Origin of the sequence: Sphingomonas humi (assembly GCF_039536725.1) — a bacterium.
In the GTDB taxonomy this organism is placed as follows: Bacteria; Pseudomonadota; Alphaproteobacteria; order Sphingomonadales; family Sphingomonadaceae; genus Sphingomicrobium; species Sphingomicrobium humi.
This window is the reverse complement of sequence record NZ_BAAAZD010000001.1, coordinates 1081047-1100754: the sequence shown is the minus strand read 5'-3', so window position 1 is coordinate 1100754 and position 19708 is coordinate 1081047. Positions and strand designations below refer to the sequence as shown.

Genomic DNA, 19708 nt, shown 5'->3' with positions numbered 1-19708 from the left:
CCAAAGACTGTACCGCAACGGGTCATGCCTAGAGTTTCCCGGCCCGCATCGGCGCCATCACGGTCTCAGCGAAGCGGTCCATCTCCTCGGCCTGCGGGCTCATCTGGAGCAGCAGCAGATCGAGGCCGATCGCCTCATATTCGCGGATGCGTTCGGCGATCTGCTCGGGCGTGCCGACGAGGTTGGGACGCAGGCCGCGGTTGGAGACGCTATACTCCTGCAACTTGAGCGTCCGCTCGAGCTCGGTCCCGGACAACCATTGGTCGAAGTTGGCAAAGCCGGGCGGCGGCGTCGCGGGCATCGCGGTGATCCGCTCCAGTTCGCTCCGGGCCTCGGCTTCGCTGTCGCGGACGATGACGAAGGCGGCCATGCCGAACGGCATCGGCGGTCCGCCGGCCTTCTCGCGCCGCGCCTTCATGTCGGCGATCTTGGGCGCGATCGCTTCGACCGGATCGCCATGCATGACGTAGGCGTCGCACTGCTTCGCGATGAGCGTCTTGGCCGCCTCGCTTTCGCCCCCGGCATAGACGACCGGGCGACGGACGGGCTTCGGCGCGACGATCGCGTCACGCAGCTTGTAGCGGTTGCCGTCGTGAGTGAAGCGATCTCTGGTCCACAAGCCGTCGACCACGGTCAGCCATTCCGCCGTGCGGGCGTAGCGGTCATCATGCTGATCGAAGGCGAGGCCATATTGTTCGGCCTCTTCCTTCCACCAACTGGAGACGACGTTCAGCGCAAGACGCCCGTTACTGATGCGGTCGATGTTGGCCGCCTGCTTGGCGAGCAGGGCCGGGTGATGGAAGTTGGGGCGGACTGCGACCATCAGTTCGATGCTGGACGTCACCGCGGCGAGCGCTGCGGCGGTGCTCCAGGCATCGAGGGCGGGCTGCTCGATACCCTTGATGTCGTTCAGGAACAGCTCGGCGATGAGGCTCAGGTCCCAGCCCGCCTGTTCCGAACGAAGCGTCAGGTCACGAACCTGCTCCCAGCTTGCCTCGGGCGCCTCATCGGGATCGTTGCGGAGCCAGCCGCCGAACACCGGCATCCAGTAGCCGAACCTCATGCGCGCGCCTCCGCAATGCGTGTTTCGAGCCAGTCGACCAGCCGGTCGTGTGGGTCCCAGCCGAGGACGTCGACGGGCCTGGCGACGAAGTTGGACAGGGCATTGATGTCGTAGAATCTGGGCGCGCCGTCGCGGTTGTCGATCATCACCTCGACCCCGCCGACGTCCATTCCCATCGCCGCGGCAATGCGCTCGGCCGCGGCGACGATGTCGGAGGGCGGATCGAAGGCGCGCATCGGGATCGGGCCGCGGTCATCGCCACAGGCGTCGGCGGGGCAGAGATCGAACTGGCCCGCGCCTTCCACCGTGATCGCATAGAGGAACTTGCCGCCCAGGGTCTCGAGCCGCCAGATGAGGCCGTCGCGGGCGGGGATGGCTTCCTGAACCAGCAGGACCTGGTCGACCGACTGGGGCTGGTCACCGGCGGCGACGACGGCGGCAAGTTCGGCGGCGCTGTCGAAGCGCATGATCCCCGCGCCCGAACCGCCGATGTTGGCTTTCACCAGCAAGGGATATCCGACTGCCCCGGCTGCGGCGGCGAGGTCGGCGGCGCGGTGGACGATGTGGGTGCGCGGCGTCGCGAGACCGAGGCGGTGCAGCAGCGACAGCTGGCGCGCCTTGCTGCTGTCGACCGCCATCACCTCGGGCCCGTTCAGAATCGTCGCCCCTTGCCCGCGCCAATGGTCGAGGAGGGCCATAGTGTAGAACAGCGGGTGCTCCGGCTCTCGCAGGAAGCTCGACATGGCGACACGGTTGAAGATGACCGGCGCGGGCGGCGGCGAGGCGGCGGGGTCGAAGCTGTGATCGCCGAGGGAAATCGCGACATAGTCAAGGCCGCGGCGGTCGAGCGCGGCGAACAGCGGCGCGAACCAGGCGGGGTGTTCATAGAGGATGGCAAGCTCGGTCATTCGCTTCCTCGAGTGAGTGCGTTCGCCCGAGCACCTGGGCGAGCCGGGATTAGGGGCAGGTCATTCCTCTCGCAAGGCCCGCCAGGCGAGCAGCAGCCAGCCGGCGATCATCGCTGTCCCGCCGAGCGGGGTGACGGCGCCGAGCCAGCGCGGCGCGCCAAGCGCCATGGCGAAGAGGGTCGCGGCAAACAGCGCCGAGCCGCCGGCCAGCAGCCAGGCCGGAAGCGCGAGCCGAGGGCGCGCCGCGAGCCCGATGGCAGTGACGGCGACCGCATGGGGCAACAGATAGCCGACTGCCGTCTGCCACCAGCCGAGCGCCTCGGCGTCGAAGCGCGCCTTCAGCGCATGCGCTCCGAACGCGCCGAGGCCGACCGCCACCGCCGCAAGGACGGCACCCGTCGCGACAAGGCGGGCCGAGGTGCCGTGCCTGTTCACGCCTGGTGTATGGCCTTCGTCACCTGATAGCTGGCAAGGCCTTCCTCACCCCCTTCGCTGCCGAAGCCGCTTTCCTTGACCCCGCCAAAGGGCGCGTCGGCGACCGAAATGGCGAAGGTGTTCACCCCAACCATCCCGCTTTCGATCGCATCGCCAAGGCGATTCGCCCGGCGGCCATTTTCGGTGAAGACGAAGGCGGCCAAGCCGAAGGGCAGGCGGTTGGCATTGTGGAGCGCTTCGTCCTCGCTGCGGAAGGAGCGCATCAGGGCGACCGGGCCGAAGGGTTCGACGTTCATCGCCTGTGCGTCGTCGGGCACGTCGGCGAGCACGGTCGGCTGGAAGAAGAAGCCGCCCTGCCCCGGTTCACCACCGGCAAGGACGCGCGCGCCCTTGGCCTTTGCATCATCGACGAGGCCGGCGATGGCCGGAAGGCGCCGCTGATTGGCGAGCGGGCCCATGCGCGTGTCGGCATCGAGGCCATTGCCGATCTTCACGCCCGCGGTGCGCTCGGCAAAGCCCTTGGCAAAGGCGTCATAGATGCCTTCCTGGACGAAGAAGCGGGTCGGCGAGACGCACACCTGGCCGGCGTTGCGGAATTTCTGCGGGACCAGCATGTCGAGCGTCTTGTCGAGGTCGCAGTCGTCGAACACCAGCACGGGGGCGTGGCCGCCAAGCTCCATGGTGATGCGCTTCATGCCATCGGCGGCCAGCTTCATCAGGTGCTTGCCGACCCCGGTCGAGCCGGTGAAGCTGATCTTGCGGATGACCGGGCTGCCGATGAGGTGGCGCGACACGGTGTCGGGAACGCCGTGGACGAGCTGGAACACGCCCTTGGGAATGCCGGCATCGTCGAGCGCGCGGGCCAGCGCGCCGGTGCAGCCGGGGGTTTCCTCGGGCGGCTTGGAAATGACGGTGCAGCCCGCCGCCAGCGCCGCCGCCACCTTCTTGGCGAGAAGGTAGATGGGAAAATTCCACGGCGTGAAGGTCGCGGTCGGGCCGACCGGCTGGGGGATGACGATCGAACGCTGGCCGGCCGGGCGGACCAGGACGCGGCCGCCCGAGCGCTTCGCCTGTTCGGCGAAATAGTCGAACATCGAGGCCGCGCCGACGACTTCGCCGATCGCTTCGGCAAGCGGTTTACCCTGTTCCTGGGTCAGCAGACGGCCGATCTGTTCGGATCGTTCGCGCAGCAGGGCGGCGGCCTTGCGGAGGATGGCTCCGCGCGCTTCGACGTCGGTGGCGCGCCAAGCCGGCCAGGCGCGGTCGGCGGCAGCGAGCGCCTCGTCGAGGTTGGCCGTGCTGGCCAGCGGCAGTTCGGCAATCGTGTCGCCGGTCGCCGGGTTGATCACGGGGGCGGTGTCGCCCTCGCCAGAGCGCCAGGCGCCGTCGATGAAGAGCTTCAGCTCGGTCTCATATCCCATGGCGCTGATCTAGGACCGGCGGCGCTTGATTGTAAGCGGCAGCAGGACCAGCGCCATCAGCACCGTCAGCAGGGTGATGGCGGTAAGGGCGATGAGGGTCGGATGATGGGTGTCCTCATGGCCCTTCAGGTCCATGACGTGGAGGCCGAACATCCAGTCGTAGAAGCGCCACCAGCGGGTGCGTGTCGCGACGATCGCGCCGCTGTCGGCGGCGACGAAGAGGTGGGTGCCGTCCGACAGATCGACCTGCCAGGTGGCGACCGGACGGCGCAGTTCGAGCGGCGGGTCGTCGGCGCTGGTCCGGCGGACCGAGGTGATCCGGGCGTCGCTGCGCAGGCGGGCGAGGACCTCCGCTGACGCCTCGGCGGCCGATAGCGGTGGCAGCAGACGGCCGGTTACCGGATCGGCGAGGCGGGTGGGTCCGCCCTTGACCTCGATCACCCAGCGCGGCCCCGCCGCGCGCTGTTCGAGGCTGACTTTGGTGAGCGGCAGGCCCGCCACCACCGAGGGCAGGACCGCAGGGGTGGTGAGGACGACCGGGGCCGGCGGGGCGAGAAGATCGGTCCCGCGCACCTCCTCGATCGGCTTCCACACCATGACAAGGCCCGACACCGCCCAGAACAGCATCGGCAGGCCGACCAGCCAGCCGAGCCAGACGTGCCAGCGGCGGAGGTTGCTGCGGATCTTCATGGACGCACCGCTTCGAAAAGGAATTCTGCCTTCAATTTCACTTTGTCCACTTCGCCCGCCGGTCGCGCTGCCCGAAGTGGCGAACCCCCGCAAGATGATCGAGACGACTGAGCATGCGCTGCATCAGCCTGTTGTCCTTGTCGCAATAGGTCGCGACGACGCGGCCGTCGGTATCGAGGACCACCGTGCGGGTACCGGACATGGCGCGCGAGAGGAGCTGGTCGTCGAGCACCGGGCGGGCATCCAGCAGTGCCTGGTCCCATGCCGCGCGGAAAGCCGGATCGCGGGCACGCAAGGCATAGGCGCCGCTTCGTGCACGACCGACGGCGGCGAGCGCAGCAGTGATGTGACCGCAGTCACGCAAGGCTTCGAGGAAGACGGCGCGGACGCGCGGGGTCCAGCCGTCATGGCGCGGGGTCGGGGATCGATCGGTCATCCGCGAAGCGTATCGGACTCGTGGGCGTGTAGGACAGCGCCCTGAGAGCTCATTTTTCGTGATTGGAGGAAAGACAACGCCGTCAGCCTGTGGGGCCGACGGCGTGATCTTTTACCCGCGGGACGGGATCAGGCGTGGACGGGAGCGGCATTCCGCTTGCGGCGGCGTGACGCAAATCCGATCGCCCCGAAGCCGACGATCATCATTGCCCAGGTCCCAGGCTCCGGCACTGCGGCGGACTGCACGATGAAGAAGCCGGCGCCACCGCCGAACGGTGACGACTGGACGGTGCCGGTAATCGAATGGCTTCCCGATCCAAGCGCGAAGGTGCCCTTGCTGATCGATGCATTGGCAAGGCAAGCCGTGATGTTGCCACCACAGGTGGAATTCAGGGCAGGCGCGGAGGTCGTCCCGAGCGTGCTGCCGAAATCGCTGAGTGTGAAGGCATCCCCGGAATCGTAGCCATCGACGACAGTGAGGCTGCCGGACGACCCGAGCGTGAACGTCCAGGGACCATCAGGCGCGGCGATCGAGGAAGGATTGTTACCCAGCAAGAAACCTGTACCGTTACCCATGGCTGATCCCGTTCCGCGGAAGCCAAAGGTATACCACTGACCGACAGTGATGTCGGCCGCGACCGCCGGAGTTGCCGCCATGAGGGCACCGGCCGCAGCGACCGCGAACGCAAACTTCTTCAACATCGAGCTTCCCCTTATCGTCGGCGTCCCCGCGCCGATGACAGGGCATAGCAAACGACTGTTTTAAGATCGAATCATATTAATCAGTTTTTAACAACTGCTCGATGACCTTTCAGGATCGCTTGCGATTTGAACGGTATGGACTGATTCGAAGCGTCCGAGCGAATGACGACGAAGGTCGCGGGGCGACGCCTGCATGGTCCGGCCAGCGGGTGGCGGCAGGGGCCGGGCTTGGGATCGGCGGGATCCGGATGCTAGACGCGGCGAATGCGCGTTCTTCTCGTCCACCAGAACTTTCCTGGCCAGTTCGTCCACCTCGCCCAGGCGCTCAAGGCCAATGGGGCAGAGCTGGTCGCGATGACGATGAACAAGGTGGGGCGCGACTTCGGCTTTCCGGTGGTGCGCGCGCCGCTGGAACACTCCAACGCGGCGACCCATCCCTGGGCGCGGGACATGGAATCGCGGATCATCCGGGCCGAGGCCGCGCTCAAGACCGCGATCAAGCTTCGGGACGACGGCTTCGATCCCGATGTGATCGTGGCGCATCCGGGCTGGGGCGATACCCTGTTCCTGAAGAACGTCTGGCCCGAGGCGCGGCTGGGGATCTATTGCGAATATTATTACCTCGCCGAAGGGGGCGACACGGACTTCGATCCCGAATTCCCCAATCCGCACGAGCCGCTGGAAAGCCGGAGCAAGTTCCAGCTACGCAACCTTGTCCAGCGGATGCATTTCGAGCTGGCGAACGGGGCGATCGCGCCGACGCGATACCAGGCGAATACCTATCCCGCGCGGTACCGGCCGCGGATCGACGTCATCCACGACGGCGTCGACACCACCATCCTCAAGCCCAATGCCGATGCGCGGGTGCGGCTGGGATCGGGACGGGAATTGAGCCGCGCGGATGAAGTGATCACCTTTGTCGCGCGCAACCTCGATCCCGTGCGCGGCTATCATGTCTTCATGCGCGCGCTGCCGGAGATCCTGCGGCAGCGGCCCGAGGCGCAGGTCGTCATCGTCGGGGGCGACGGCAACGGCTACGGCCCGTCGCCCAAGGACGGACGAAGCTGGAAGGAGACGTTCCTTGCCGAGGTGGCGGAGCGGATCGATCCCGAGCGGGTGCATTTCACCGGCAAGCTCGCCTATCGCGAATATGTGACGCTGCTGCAGCTGTCGCGGCTGCACGTCTATCTTACCTATCCGTTCGTGCTGTCGTGGAGCGTGCTGGAAGCGATGGCGCTTGGCGCGCCGATCCTTGCCAGCGACACCGAGCCGTTGCGCGAGGTGATCACCGACGGCGAGACCGGCCGGCTGTTCCCATTCTTCGAGCCGGCCGTGCTGGCGGCGCGGGCGGTCGAGCTGCTGGGTAACGAGGCGCAGCGCGAGCGGCTGAGCGCGGCGGCGCGCGCGCATGTGGTCCGGAACTATGATTTGCGGAGCCTCTGCCTGCCGCGGCAACTGGCCTGGGTCGATCGGCTGTACCGCGCCGCGCCGGTCATCCCCGACTGGGACTGACCGGCCGCGGTGCCGGATCGAGCCGGGCCGTCAGATGTGGATCGGCTTGCCCTGCACCGCCATCGCCGCTTCCTTGAAGGCTTCGGCGTGGGTCGGGTGGGCGTGGCAGGTGTAGGCGATGTCCTCGCTGGTCGCGCCGAACTCCATCGCCTGCGCGGCCTGCGCGATCATCGTGCCGGCGAGGTTGTTGATCATCCACACGCCCAGCACGCGGTCGGTCTTGGCGTCGGCGATCACCTTGACCAGCCCGTCGGGCTCGCCGTTGGTCTTGGCGCGGCTGTTGGCCATCATCGGGAACTTGCCGACCTTGATCTCGCCGCCCGCCTTGGCCTGTTCTTCGGTCAGGCCGACACCGGCGATTTCGGGCGTGGTGTAGACCACCGACGGGATGATGGCGTGGTTCACGATGCCGGTCAGGCCCGCGATATTCTCGGCCACCGCAATGCCTTCGTCCTCGGCCTTGTGGGCGAGCATCGGGCCGGGGATGACGTCGCCAATCGCCCACACGCCCGACACCGCGGTGCGGAAGCTGTGGTCGGTCTCGATCTGCCCCTTGGCATTGAGCTGAAGCCCGGCGGCCTCGAGTCCGAGGCCTTCGGTGTTGGGACGGCGGCCGATCGACACCAGCACGTGGCTGGCCTCGATCGTCTCGGCAGCGCCGCCCTTGGCCGGCTCGACGGTGACGGTGACGCTGTCGCCGTTGCGCGCGACGCCGGTGACCTTGGTGCCGAGCTTGTAGGCGAAGCCCTGCTTCTTGAAGATCTTGTTCGATTCCTTGCGGATTTCCTCGTCCATGCCGGGCAGGATCTGGTCGAGATATTCGACCACGGTGACCTGCGCGCCGAGGCGCCGCCAGACGCTTCCGAGCTCGAGCCCGATCACGCCGCCGCCGATGACCACGAGGTGGGTCGGCACTTCCGCCAGTTCGAGCGCGCCGGTCGAATCGACGATCCGCTCCTGGTCAACGGAAACGCCCGGCAGCGGGGTGACCGAGGAGCCGGTGGCGACGACGATGTTCTTGGCGCGCACGGTCTGGCCGGCGACCTCGACGGTGTCGGCGGCGGTGAATTTGGCGAGGCCCTTGAGCCAGGTGACCTTGTTCTTCTTGAACAGGAATTCGATGCCCTTGGTGAGGCCGTCGACCGCTTCGACCCGGCCCTTCTGCATGGTCGGGATGTCGATGTTGAACTGGCCGGTGATGCCCCATTTGGCCATGTGGCCGTGAGCGGCTTCCTCGAACAGTTCGGAGGCGTGGAGCAGCGCCTTGGACGGGATGCAGCCGACGTTGAGGCAGGTGCCGCCGAGCGTTTCGCGGCTTTCGGCGCAGGCAGTCTTGAGCCCGAGCTGCGCAGCGCGGATCGCCGCGACATAGCCGCCGGGGCCGGCGCCGATCACCAGAACGTCGTAGTCGTAGTCAGCCATATCATCCTCGTCGTCCCGGCGAGGGCCAGGACCTTAGCGTATATAGGTGTTCGCTCGCCCGAAACGACGCTTACAGGTCGATCAGCAGCCGGGTTGGATCCTCGATCGCTTCCTTGATGCGGACGAGGAAGGTGACCGCCTCGCGGCCGTCGACCAGGCGGTGGTCGTAGGAAAGCGCGAGGTACATCATCGGGCGGGCGACGATCTGGCCGTCCTTGACCACGGGGCGTTCCTCGATCCGGTGAAGGCCGAGCACGGCGCTCTGCGGCGGATTGATGATCGGGGTCGACAGGAGCGACCCGAACACGCCGCCGTTCGAGATGGTGAAGGTGCCGCCCTTCATGTCGTCAGCGGTGAGCGTCCCGGCCTTGGCCTTCTTGCCGAAGCCGGCGATGGCGCTTTCGATCTCGGCAAAGCTCATCTGGTCGGCCGAGCGGACCACCGGCACGACCAGGCCCTTGGGCGCCGACACCGCGACCGAGACGTCGAGGTAGTTGTGGTAGACGATCTCGTCGCCTTCGATCCGGGCGTTGACCGACGGCACGTCACGCGCGGCGAGCGCGGCCGCCTTCACGAAGAAGCCCATGAAGCCGAGGCGGATGCCGTGCTTCTTTTCGAACAGGTCCTTGTAGCGGGTGCGAGCGGCGATCACCTCGGTCATGTCGACGTCGTTGAACGTGGTCAGCAGCGCGGCGGTGTTCTGCGCGTCCTTGAGTCTGGTGGCGATGGTCTGGCGCAGGCGGGTCATCTTGACCCGTTCCTCGCTGCGCTCGCCCTTGGGGGCGGTGGGGGCGGCGACCGGGGCGGGAGCCTGAGCTGGAGCGGCGACGGGAGCCGGGCTGGCCTTGGCCCTGGTGACGTCTTCTTTGGTCAGGCGACCGTCGCGGCCCGAGCCGGTCAGCCCGGCCGGATCGACGCCGCTTTCCTGTACGGCGCGGCGGACCGACGGCGACAGGCGGAGCGCCTGGGCCTGCTCGTCGCTGATGTCGCTGCCCTTGGCGGCCGATGGCGCCGGGATGGTCGGCTCGGGCGCCTGGGCGGCGGGCGCCGCAGCAGCGCCGCCGCCTTCGCCGATGGTCGCGATCACCGCGCCGACGTTCACCGTGTCGCCCTCGGCGACCAGCGCTTCGCCGAACACGCCAGCGACCGGCGAGGGGACGTCGACCGAGACCTTGTCTGTTTCGAGGCTGGCGACCGGTTCATCCACCGCGACCGCGTCGCCCGGCTTCTTCAGCCAGGCGCCAAGCGTCGCTTCGGTGATGCTTTCCCCAAGTGCCGGGACTTTGACTTCGATGCCCATTCTTTCCCTCAAGCGTTCGCGGTGCCGGCGTGCCGGACGGTATCGACGGCGGCGTCTTCAGCGGCCGGAGCGGCCGCCCTGTTGCCGAGCGCGGCAGCGATCAGCGCGGTTTGTTCAGCGACGTGGCGCTTGGCAAGCCCGGTGGCCGGCGAGGCCGAGGCCGGACGCCCGGCATAGACCGGACGGAAGCTCTTGCCGGCGGCGCGCAGGCATTCCTCAAGGTAAGGCTCGACGAAGAACCAGCTGCCGTTGTTGCGCGGCTCTTCCTGGCACCAGACCAGTTCGGTCAGCTCCGGCATGGCGGCGAGGCGCTTGACCAGGGGCTCGGCCGGGAAGGGATAAAGCTGCTCGACGCGCAGGATCTCGGTGTCGCCGGCGCCGGCCTCGTCGCGGGCTTCCATCAGTTCGTAGGCGACCTTGCCCGAGCAGAGGACGACGCGGCGGGTCTTGCCCTGCGAGGGAGGGTTGAGGTCCGACAGGATGCGCTTGAAGTGGCTTTCGCCCGCAAAGTCGGGGAGCGCCGACACGGCCGACTTGTGGCGCAGCAGCGACTTGGGCGTCATCACGACCAGCGGCTTGCGGAAATCACGCAGCAGCTGGCGGCGCAGCAGGTGGAAGTAATTGGCCGGGGTGGTGACGTTGGCGACCTGGATATTGTCTTCGGCGCACAGCTGCAGGTAGCGCTCGAGCCGGGCGGAGGAATGCTCCGGCCCCTGCCCTTCGAAGCCGTGCGGAAGCAGCATGACGAGGCCGCTGGCGCGCAGCCACTTGGCTTCGCCGCTGGCGATGAACTGGTCGACGATCACCTGCGCGCCGTTGGCGAAGTCACCGAACTGCGCTTCCCACAGCACCAGGGTGCGCGGGTCGGCGAGGCTGTAGCCATATTCAAAGCCGAGCACGCCGAATTCGGACAGCGGGCTGTCGCGGACCTCGAAGCGGCCGCCCTCGATGGTCGTCAGGGGGACGAACTTGTGGCCGTCCTTCTGATCGGTCCACACGGCGTGACGCTGGCTGAAGGTGCCGCGGCCGCTGTCCTGGCCCGACAGGCGGACGTTGTGCCCTTCGGCGATGAGGGTGCCGAAGGCGAGCGCTTCGGCGGTGGCCCAGTCGAAGCCGGCGCCGGAATCGAACATCGCCTTCTTGGCATCGAGGATGCGGCCGAGGGTCTTGTGGATGGTGAGGTCCTGCGGGACCCGGGTCAGCGTGTCGCCGACCTTGCGCAGTTCGTCCTCGCTGACCGCCGTCCCGGTGTTGCGGCGGCCCTCGACCGGCTCGGCCGGACGCTTGAGGCCCGCCCAGCGGCCTTCGAACCAGTCGGCCTTGTTGGGAAGGTAGGAAACGCCGGCTTCGAACTCTTCCTCGAGGTGGGCGATGAAGGCGCCGGTGCGCGCGTCGATCCAGGCCTGGTCGACCACGCCCTCGGCCACCAGGCGGTCGCCGTAGAGCTTGCTGACCGGCGGATGCTGGCGGATCTCGTCGTACATGAGCGGCTGGGTGAAGCTCGGCTCGTCGCCCTCATTGTGGCCGAAGCGGCGGTAGCACCACATGTCGATCACGATGTCGCGGTTGAACTGCTGGCGGAATTCGGTCGCCAGCTTGCAGGCGAAGGTGACGGCCTCGGGGTCGTCGCCGTTGACGTGGAGGATCGGCGCCTGGATGCCCTTGGCGACATCGCTCGGATAGGGCGAGCTACGCGCGAACTGCGGCGAGGTGGTGAAGCCCACCTGGTTGTTGATGACGAAGTGGATGCAGCCGCCGATGCCGTAACCCGGAAGGCCGGAGAAGCTGAGGCATTCCCACACGATGCCCTGGCCCGCAAAGGCCGCGTCGCCGTGGAGCAGGATCGGCAGGACCTTGTCGCCCTCAACGTCGCCCTTGATTACCTGCACCGCGCGGGCCTTGCCCAGCACGACCGGGTTGACCGCCTCGAGGTGCGACGGATTGGCCTGCAGCGAGAGGTGAACGCGCGTGCCGTCGAACTCACGGTCGGACGAGGTGCCGAGGTGGTATTTGACGTCGCCCGACCCACCGACGTCCGACGGGTTGGCGCTGCCGCCCGCGAACTCGTTGAAGATGGCGCGGTAGGGCTTGCCCATGACGTTGGCGAGCACGTTGAGGCGGCCGCGGTGGGCCATGCCGACGACGATCTCCTCGACCCCGGCCTGGCCGCCATATTTGATGACCGCTTCCAATGCCGGGATCATGCTTTCGCCGCCGTCGAGACCGAAGCGCTTGGTCCCGACATACTTCTTGGCGAGGAATTTCTCCCACTGCTCGCCGTGGATCACCTTCTCGAGGATCGCCTGCTTGCCCTCGGCGGTGAAGTTCACGCCCTTGTCGCGGCCTTCCATCCGTTCCTGGAGAAAGCGGCGCTCCCCAAGATCGTTGATGTGCATGTATTCGAGGCCGATCTTGCCGCAGTAATTGGCGCGCAGGATGGCGACGATTTCGCGGACGGTGGCGGTCTCGAGCCCGAGGTTGCCGCCGATGAAGATCGGACGGTCGAGGTCGGCGGCGGTGAAGCCGTGATATTCGGGGGTGAGATCGGCCGGCAGCTCAAGCTTGGACAGGCCGAGCGGGTCGAGGTCGGCGGCAAGATGCCCGCGCACCCGGTAGGTGCGGATCAGCATCATCGCGCGGATCGAATCCTCGGCGGCGCGGCGGACGTCGGCGTCGGACGCACCGGTCGCGGCGGCGTTATCCTTGGCCTTGGCCGCAACCTGATCGATGGTCGCCTCGGTCGGATCGAGCCCGAGGTTGACGGCGTCCAGCTCCGCCACCGGCCAGTTCGGCCGCTGCCAGCTTGGTCCTTGCTCGATCTCGTATCCGTCGCTCATCAGTCCCTCTTGTTCCCCGGCGCAGGCCGGGGCCCAGGCTCGGCGTCAGCCGAGAACAATGTAGGCCAGAGATCGCGCCATTCGAGGTTGTCCCCCTCGATTCGCTTGATCTTCCACGCCCGCTTCCACTCCTTCATCTGCAGCTCACGGTGCCGCGCCTGCTGCAGATCATCGAATGCTTCGTACCAGACAAGGTCCTTGCATCCGTGCTCCCGGGTGAAGCCAGCGACAAGGCCGTTGCGGTGCTCATAGACCCGCTTCGCCAAATCACTGGTCACGCCCAGATAGATCGTACCGTTCTTACCGGACGCCATGATGTAGACGTATCCGGCCTTCAACTCTTGTCCTCCGCAGCGCCTGGCGGCGCTCCTGGGCCCCGGCCTTCGCCGGGGTGCATAGGCGTTTAGGCGTTCAGCAATTCCTTCAGCGTGCGGCCAAGCTCAGATGGGCTCGGCGAGACGCGGATTCCAGCGGCTTCCATTGCCGCGATCTTGGATTCCGCATCGCCCTTGCCGCCCGAGACGATCGCCCCGGCGTGGCCCATGCGCCGGCCCGGAGGCGCAGTGCGGCCGGCGATGAAGCCGACGGTGGGCTTGGAACGGCCGCGCTTGGCCTCGTCGGCGAGGAACTGGGCGGCTTCTTCTTCGGCGCTGCCGCCGATTTCGCCGATCATGATGATCGACTTGGTCTCGTCGTCGGCAAGGAACATCTCGAGCATGTCGATGAATTCGGTACCCTTGACCGGATCGCCGCCGATGCCGACCGCGGTGGTCTGGCCGAGGCCCTCGTTCGAGGTCTGGAACACCGCTTCATAGGTGAGCGTGCCCGAGCGCGAGACGACGCCGACGCTGCCCTTCTTGAAAATGTTGCCCGGCATGATGCCGATCTTGCACTCTTCCGGGGTCAGGACGCCGGGGCAGTTCGGCCCGATCAGGCGCGAGGACGAGCCGTCAAGCGCGCGCTTGACCTTGACCATGTCGAGCACCGGAATGCCTTCGGTGATGCAGACGATCAGCGGCACCTTGGCGTCGATCGCCTCGAGGATCGAGTCGGCCGCGAAGGGCGGCGGGACGTAGATGACCGAAGCGTCGGCGCCGGTCCGCGCGACCGCTTCCTCGACCGTGTCGAACACGGGCAGGTCGATGTGGGTGGTGCCGCCCTTGCCCGGGGTCACGCCGCCGACCATCTGGGTCCCGTAGGCGAGCGCCTGCTGGGTGTGGAAGGTGCCGGTCTCACCGGTCATGCCCTGCGTGATGACCTTGGTGTTCTTGTTGACGAGGATGCTCATTTTTTCTCCGGCGAGATTGCCATGACCGCGACACGGACAGCGGGTTTTTCGCTGTTACCGGTCAGTTCCGACTGGATGATGTGGGCGCCATCCGAGAACACGACCTTGAGGCCCTGCTTCTGGATGGGACGGGTGTTCTGGAGGGCGGCAAGGCCATCGACCACGCCCTGATAGTCACGGACCTGCTTGAGGCCGGCCATGACGAAGCAGATGGTGCCGACCTTGCCCCTGGCGGCATCGGTCATGATCGTCGGATTGCCGTTGACCTTGCCGTAGACGCTGAGATTGGTGTCGAGCTCCTTGCCGTTCTGCTTGAAGCTCGCCTTGGACCAGCCCTTGGCGAGGAGCGCCTGTTCCGCAACGCCGCCGACCTGCGCCGCCGCCGCGCAATCCTGCACGGCGGACGTGATCTCGGGCAGGCTGCTGGGCGCGACTTGCGCCTGCGCAGCACTCGCGCCCAGAACCAGCAAAGCGGCGGCGAGGCGCGCCTCAGGCAAGGCTGGGGTCGATCTGCTTGCAGGCGTCGAGCAGTTCCTTGACCGCATCGACGCTGACCTTGAGGTTCTGCCTGGCTTCGTCGTCGAGGGCGATCTCGATGATCTCCTCCGCACCGCCGGCGCCGATCATCACCGGAACGCCGACGTAGAGGCCGTCGAGGCCATACTTCCCGTCGACATAGACCGCGCACGGAAGGATCCGCTTCTGGTCGCCGAGATAGGCCTCGGCCATCGCGATCGCGCTGGTCGCCGGGGCGTAATAGGCCGAGCCGGTCTTCAAGAGAGCGACGATCTCGCCGCCGCCGCCGCGGGTGCGCTTAACGATCTCGGCGATCTTTTCCTTGCTCGACTTGCCCATGGTGACGAGGTCGTCGACCGGGATTCCGCTGATCGTGGTGTAGCTGGTCACCGGGACCATCGTGTCGCCGTGCCCGCCGAGCACGAACGCGTTCACGTCCTTGACCGAGACGCCGAATTCATCGGCGAGGAAGTGGGCGAAGCGGGCCGAGTCGAGCACGCCGGCCATGCCGACGACCTTGTTGTGCGGCAGCCCCGAGAATTCGCGCAGCGCCCAGACCATCGCGTCGAGGGGATTGGTGATGCAGATGACGAAGGCGTCGGGCGCGTTGTCGCGGATGCCCTCGCCGACCGCCTTCATCACCTTCAGATTGATGCCGAGGAGGTCGTCGCGGCTCATGCCGGGCTTACGTGCGACACCGGCGGTGACGATGATCACGTCGGCGCCCTTGATGTCGGCATAATCGTTCGAGCCGGTGACCTTGGCGTCGAAGCCCTCGATCGGGCCGCACTGGCTGAGGTCGAGCGCCTTGCCCTGCGGCACGCCCTCGACCACGTCGAACAGGACGATGTCGCCCAGTTCCTTCTGTGCTGCGAGATGGGCAAGGGTGCCGCCGATGTTGCCGGCGCCAATGAGGGCGATCTTCTTGCGGGCCATGAGTCTCCGTCGGGTCTGACTTGGGGGGCCGCCGGAGACGGCCGGGTCGCCCGCGCCTCTAGCCCCATGAGGCGCGAGGGGCAACCGCAAGGGAGGCAATCCGTCCAACAAGCATGAACGGTGTCGTCACGACCGGTTCAGGGCGCGGGGACTAGGACCGGCAACATGAAACAGGCACTTATCCTCGCGGGCGCAGCGCTCGCTTTCGCCGCGGCCCCGGTGGCCGCCAAACCGGGCCACGGTGGTGGTCATGGCAAGCACGGCGGTTACGCCGAGCAGGGCTATGGCGGCCAGTATGGCTATGTTGAAGGCCGCTGCCCGCCGGGCCTTGCGAAGAAGAACAACGGCTGCGTGCCGCCGGGACAGGCCAAGAAGCTGCGGATCGGCCAGCGTTATGCCCAGAGCTATGGCTACGACCGCTACCGCTATAACCAGATCCCCTACGATGTGAGGCAGCAGTACGGCCTCGATCCGTACAACCAATATTATTACGACCAGGGGACGCTCTACGGCGTCGATCCGCGGTCGGGGATCATCGAGCAGATCATCAACGCACTGCTGCGCTGAGACGGAGGGTCGGCGGTCCAAGGCCGCCGGCCCCTCCCCTTTTGACGCGCCTCAGGCCGCGACCTTAAGGATCGGCCGGCCGCGCCGGTCGAGCGCGACGGGCAGGTCGCGTTCGCGCCGTTCCCACTGGAAGCGCTGGGCGTGACTGACCAATTGGCCAGCATCGCCGAGCAGGTTGGCGGCGGCGGCGCTGGTCTGTTCGACCATGGCGGCATTCTGCTGGGTCGAGATGTCCATCTGTCGCATGGCGGCGGAGATTTCGGCCACCGCCGACGCCTGCGCCCTGGCATCGGCCGAGAGCCGGTCGACCAGCGTCGTGACGGTCACAACATCGTCGACGATCTGTGAGAATTGCACTTCCACCTCGCTGACCCCTTCGACCGCCAGCGCGATGCGCCCGGTGGTGGCGGTGAGCTGCTCGCGGGCATTGCGGGCTTCGGCTTCGGCGCGGGCGGCAAGCTGCGAGACGAGGTCGGCGACAACGGCGAACCCCTTGCCCACCTCGCCGGCGTGACCGGCCTCCACCGCGGCGTTCATGGCAAGGACGCGGGTCTGGAAGGCGATCTTGTCGAGCGCTTCCATCACCCCGTCGACGCTTGCCGCCGCGTCGCGGACTTCGGCCATGACGGTGGCCGCCGACTGGGCCTTGGCAAGCCCGCACTCAACCGCGGCCCTGGCGCGTTCGGCCGAGGTCGCCGTGCTGAGCGCCGCGTCACGGGTCGAGGAAATCCGTCCGTCGACATCGACCAGCGCGGCGCTGGTCTGCTCGATCGAGGCGGCGTTGGACTGGGTGCGGGCCGACAGGTCGGCCGAGGCCGCGGCGATCTCGCCAGCCGCCAGCTGGATCGAACCCGACCGGGTAACGACTTCCTGGATCATCGAGCGCAATGATTCGATCGCGCCGTTCATGATCTCGCCAAGCTTGCTGTAGTCGCCCTGGAAATCCTGTTCGAGCACGCGGCGAAGGTCGCCCTGCGCGACGCGGCGGAGGATGTCGGCGAGCGTGTCGACCATGGCCGCCTTTTCCGCGGCGTCGCTGCGTTCCAGCTCCTGCTGCCTGACGACGGCATCGCGGAAGAAGACGAAGCCCTTGGCCAGCTGGCCGAGTTCGTCCGTCCGGTCCCGGTGAGGGATTTCCTGCTGGTCGCCGCGGGACAGCGCGAGCGTCGTGTCCGCCAGCTCGTTCAGCGGCTTCACCACGCGGCGGTTGAGGAGCAAGGCGAAGAACAGGGTGCCGCCGATCAGCAGAAGGCCGAGCAGGGTCAGCGTCGCGGCGTTGGTCCACAGCGCGCTGTCGGCTGCCGAGAGCATGTCATTCTTGTGCTGTTCGGCCGCGCGGACGAGCTGGTCGACCCCCGCGCGATGGCGCTGGAAGGCTTCGTTCACCTGCTGGAGGGCGACGTCGGCAGCGGCACGGTCGCCGCGGCGAACGGCCGGGACCAACTGGCCGTCGACGATCTTCCAGAAGTCATCGCCCGGCTTCACCACCGAGCCGCGCAGCAGGTCGGCCATGGTCGGCGTCAGCCGGTCCTCCATCCAGAAGGCCTGGCGGGTCCGGAAGTCCTCGCGCAGCCGGGCGAGCCTGGCGATGCGCTGCTCTCCGCCCGCCGGATCGCTGGCAAGGCGGGTCGCCTCGAGCATCGCTTCGACCAAAAACAGCGGCGGCGGCAGGATGTCGGCCTGGAGATCGCTGGCGTTCTGCAACTGGTGGTGGTTGGGTCCGCCGACGCGGATCGAATTGATGCCGAAGGCGAAGACCAGCGCGGTCGCAAGCAGCGACACCATCGCCACCATTGCGGCAAGGTGGATCAAGCGCTTGATGGTCATCGCGGCACGTCTCTCGTGGAGGAAGGGCTAGCTTTGTGTTTAGAGGGGAAAGCGGGTGGGCGGGCGCCAGGCGGCGATGTTCTCCCTGCTCCCCGCCGCACCGCCACAAAGTCAGGTGGCCCGGAGCGCCGCGTCTGCCTAGGCGTCGATCCCGACCCTGAGACAGGAGTTTGCATGCGTCCTTTCCTTCTTCTCGCCAGCGCTGCCAGCCTGGCGCTCGCAGCCTCTCCTGCCGAGGCCAGCAAGGCGGGATGGAACCGGGCGAGCAACATCAGCCGGACGATCGTGGTCGGCGCCAGTCTTGCGGTGCCAGCGTTTCAGCAGGACTGGCGCGGGCTTGGCGGGACCGGGCTTGCGCTGGGGCTGACCGCGGCCACCACGCAGGGCCTGAAGTGGGCGATCCCCGAGACGAGGCCCGACCGCAGCGACAACCAGAGTTTCCCGTCCGGCCACACCTCGATCAGCTTCGCGGCGGCGGCCAGCCTGCACAAAAGGTACGGCTGGCAGGCAGGGCTTCCCGCCTATGCGATCGCAGGCTTCACCGGCCTCGCGCGGGTCGAGGCCGACAAGCATTACACCCATGATGTTCTGGCAGGGGCGGTGCTGGGCACGGCGGCGGGCTGGTTGCTCAACAGCCGCAAGGACGCGTCGGTCGAATGTCTGCCGTGGACCGCGCATCACGGCGCGGGGCTGAGCATGACCAGCCGCTTCTAGGCGGCGCCATGCCCCTGCGCGAGATAATCGGCGCTGCGCATTTCCTCGAGCCGGCTGACCGTGCGCTGGAATTCAAAGGCGCCGGAGCCGGCCGGGTAGAGCGCTGAAGGCTCGGCATCGGCGGCGGCGAGAAGCTTGACCCGGTGTTCGTAGAGGGCATCGACAAGGGTGACGAAGCGGGCGGCCTCGTTGCGCTTTTCAGGGCCCATGACCGGGATGCCGACGAGGATGACGGTGTGGAAGCGCTGCGCGAGCGCGAGATAGTCGGCGGCGCCGCGCGCTTCGCCGCACAGGCGCTTGAACGAGAAGACCGCCACGCCCTTGAGGCTCTTGGGCACGTGAAGGGTGCGCCCGCCGGGCAGCGCAAGCTCTTCGGTGGGGACGTTGGCGCGATCCTCGACCGGATAGTCGGTGAGCTGGAAGAAGGCGCGCGAAAGCGCTTCGGTCGCGGCAGGGCCGTTGGGCACGTGCCAGGTTTCGACCCCGTGCAGGCGGTCGAGGCGATAGTCGGTCGGGCCGTTCAGCGGGATGACTTCGAGCCTGTCCTCGAGGAGATGGATGAAGGGGAGGAACAGCTCCCGGTTGAGGCCGTCCTTGTAGAGGTCGGAGGGGGCGCGGTTCGAGGTGGTGACCACCGCCACGCCTTCCTCAAGCAACGCCGTGAACAGGCGCGAGAGAATCATCGCGTCAGCGGGGTTATTGACCACCATTTCGTCGAAGCAGAGCAGCAGGCTTTCGGACGCGATCGCTTCGGCCAGCGCGGGGATCGGGTCGCCATGACCGCGCGCCCGCTCGGAGCGGAGCCGCTCGTGCACTTCGAGCATGAAGGCGTGGAAGTGGACGCGGCGCTTGGGAGTGACGGCGATATGGTCGAAGGCAAGGTCCATCAGCATCGACTTGCCGCGCCCGACCCCGCCCCACAGGTAGATGCCGCAGACATCGCGGCGGCGTCCGAGCAGGCGGGCGAAGAAGCCGCGGCGAAGGCTGAGTTCCTGGCCCAGCCGGTCGAGCGCGGCGGCGGCGCGGGCCTGGTCGGGGTCGGCCTTCAGTTCGCCCGCGGCGAGCAGGCGGTCGTAGGCAGCGGCGACGGGACCGCCTGGCCCGTGCGGTGTCATTGCAAGCCGCGGGCGAAGCA

The 19708-nt window shown here is 67.2% G+C and carries 18 protein-coding genes and 1 pseudogene; 3 read left to right on the top strand and 16 right to left on the bottom strand.

Going from position 1 to position 19708, the window contains the following annotated elements:
• Nucleotides 1-28: 28 nt before the first annotated feature.
• The 7 genes and pseudogenes from ABD729_RS05430 to ABD729_RS13845 form a co-directional block, all read right to left on the bottom strand.
• On the bottom strand, nucleotides 29-1063 hold the full coding sequence (locus ABD729_RS05430; protein ID WP_344709146.1) for an LLM class flavin-dependent oxidoreductase: 1035 nt from the start codon (nucleotides 1061-1063) through the stop codon (nucleotides 29-31).
• Complete coding sequence (locus tag ABD729_RS05425; RefSeq protein WP_344709145.1) at nucleotides 1060-1971, bottom strand: ATP-grasp domain-containing protein; 912 nt, start codon at nucleotides 1969-1971, stop codon at nucleotides 1060-1062. Before ABD729_RS05425 ends, ABD729_RS05430 begins: the two co-directional genes overlap by 4 nt.
• A 60-nt stretch (nucleotides 1972-2031) precedes the next feature.
• Nucleotides 2032-2406 (bottom strand): DUF423 domain-containing protein, encoded by a 375-nt coding sequence (locus ABD729_RS05420; RefSeq protein WP_344709144.1) that lies wholly within the window; start codon nucleotides 2404-2406, stop codon nucleotides 2032-2034.
• Complete coding sequence (locus ABD729_RS05415) at nucleotides 2403-3827, bottom strand: NAD-dependent succinate-semialdehyde dehydrogenase (RefSeq protein WP_344709143.1); 1425 nt, start codon at nucleotides 3825-3827, stop codon at nucleotides 2403-2405. The genes ABD729_RS05420 and ABD729_RS05415 overlap by 4 nt, the downstream gene beginning before the upstream one ends.
• A gap of 9 nt (nucleotides 3828-3836) precedes the next feature.
• Nucleotides 3837-4517, bottom strand: a complete 681-nt coding sequence (locus ABD729_RS05410; protein ID WP_344709142.1) for a PepSY domain-containing protein — start codon at nucleotides 4515-4517, stop codon at nucleotides 3837-3839.
• Between the two features lie 37 nt (nucleotides 4518-4554).
• Nucleotides 4555-4953 carry a hypothetical protein gene (locus ABD729_RS05405; protein ID WP_344709141.1) on the bottom strand — a complete coding sequence of 133 codons (399 nt, stop codon included), beginning with the start codon at nucleotides 4951-4953 and terminating at the stop codon, nucleotides 4555-4557.
• 128 nt (nucleotides 4954-5081) lie between these two features.
• Nucleotides 5082-5195, bottom strand: a pseudogene (locus ABD729_RS13845) (PEPxxWA-CTERM sorting domain-containing protein); the annotation flags it as partial.
• Between the two features lie 723 nt (nucleotides 5196-5918).
• Between ABD729_RS13845 and ABD729_RS05395 the strand changes: the two are divergent.
• Nucleotides 5919-7166, top strand: coding sequence for a glycosyltransferase (locus tag ABD729_RS05395; RefSeq protein WP_344709139.1), 1248 nt, complete (start codon nucleotides 5919-5921; stop codon nucleotides 7164-7166).
• A gap of 30 nt (nucleotides 7167-7196) precedes the next feature.
• Here ABD729_RS05395 and lpdA read toward each other — a convergent pair whose 3' ends face one another.
• From lpdA to mdh, 7 genes are all read right to left on the bottom strand, one after another.
• A complete protein-coding gene (gene lpdA / locus ABD729_RS05390; protein WP_344709137.1) occupies nucleotides 7197-8588 on the bottom strand; it encodes a dihydrolipoyl dehydrogenase in 1392 nt (463 codons plus the stop codon).
• A 70-nt stretch (nucleotides 8589-8658) separates the two neighbouring features.
• Complete coding sequence (odhB, locus tag ABD729_RS05385) at nucleotides 8659-9888, bottom strand: 2-oxoglutarate dehydrogenase complex dihydrolipoyllysine-residue succinyltransferase (protein WP_344709136.1); 1230 nt, start codon at nucleotides 9886-9888, stop codon at nucleotides 8659-8661.
• 8 nt (nucleotides 9889-9896) lie between these two features.
• Nucleotides 9897-12725 carry a 2-oxoglutarate dehydrogenase E1 component gene (locus ABD729_RS05380; RefSeq protein ID WP_344709135.1) on the bottom strand — a complete coding sequence of 943 codons (2829 nt, stop codon included), beginning with the start codon at nucleotides 12723-12725 and terminating at the stop codon, nucleotides 9897-9899.
• On the bottom strand, nucleotides 12725-13063 hold the full coding sequence (locus tag ABD729_RS05375) for a GIY-YIG nuclease family protein (protein WP_344709134.1): 339 nt from the start codon (nucleotides 13061-13063) through the stop codon (nucleotides 12725-12727). The genes ABD729_RS05380 and ABD729_RS05375 overlap by 1 nt, the downstream gene beginning before the upstream one ends.
• A gap of 65 nt (nucleotides 13064-13128) precedes the next feature.
• Nucleotides 13129-14013 carry a succinate--CoA ligase subunit alpha gene (gene sucD / locus ABD729_RS05370; protein WP_344709133.1) on the bottom strand — a complete coding sequence of 295 codons (885 nt, stop codon included), beginning with the start codon at nucleotides 14011-14013 and terminating at the stop codon, nucleotides 13129-13131.
• Nucleotides 14010-14510 (bottom strand): hypothetical protein, encoded by a 501-nt coding sequence (locus ABD729_RS05365; RefSeq protein ID WP_344709132.1) that lies wholly within the window; start codon nucleotides 14508-14510, stop codon nucleotides 14010-14012. The genes sucD and ABD729_RS05365 overlap by 4 nt, the downstream gene beginning before the upstream one ends.
• On the bottom strand, nucleotides 14503-15465 hold the full coding sequence (gene mdh, locus ABD729_RS05360; RefSeq protein WP_344709131.1) for a malate dehydrogenase: 963 nt from the start codon (nucleotides 15463-15465) through the stop codon (nucleotides 14503-14505). Before mdh ends, ABD729_RS05365 begins: the two co-directional genes overlap by 8 nt.
• 165 nt (nucleotides 15466-15630) lie before the next feature.
• Here mdh and ABD729_RS05355 point away from each other — a divergent pair, with 165 nt between their 5' ends.
• The gene (locus ABD729_RS05355) at nucleotides 15631-16032 is read left to right on the top strand and encodes a hypothetical protein (RefSeq protein WP_344709130.1); all 402 of its coding nucleotides are present in this window, start codon (nucleotides 15631-15633) and stop codon (nucleotides 16030-16032) included.
• Nucleotides 16033-16083: 51 nt separating this feature from the next.
• Here the strand turns inward: ABD729_RS05355 and ABD729_RS05350 are convergent, their stop codons facing one another.
• On the bottom strand, nucleotides 16084-17859 hold the full coding sequence (locus ABD729_RS05350) for a methyl-accepting chemotaxis protein (RefSeq protein WP_344709129.1): 1776 nt from the start codon (nucleotides 17857-17859) through the stop codon (nucleotides 16084-16086).
• 174 nt (nucleotides 17860-18033) lie between these two features.
• Between ABD729_RS05350 and ABD729_RS05345 the strand changes: the two genes are divergently transcribed.
• Entirely contained in the window at nucleotides 18034-18573 is a 540-nt protein-coding gene (locus ABD729_RS05345; protein ID WP_344709128.1) for a phosphatase PAP2 family protein, read from the top strand.
• Here ABD729_RS05345 and zapE read toward each other — a convergent pair.
• Nucleotides 18570-19688, bottom strand: coding sequence for a cell division protein ZapE (gene zapE / locus ABD729_RS05340; protein WP_344709127.1), 1119 nt, complete (start codon nucleotides 19686-19688; stop codon nucleotides 18570-18572). The genes ABD729_RS05345 and zapE overlap by 4 nt on opposite strands.
• Nucleotides 19689-19708: the final 20 nt, after the last annotated feature.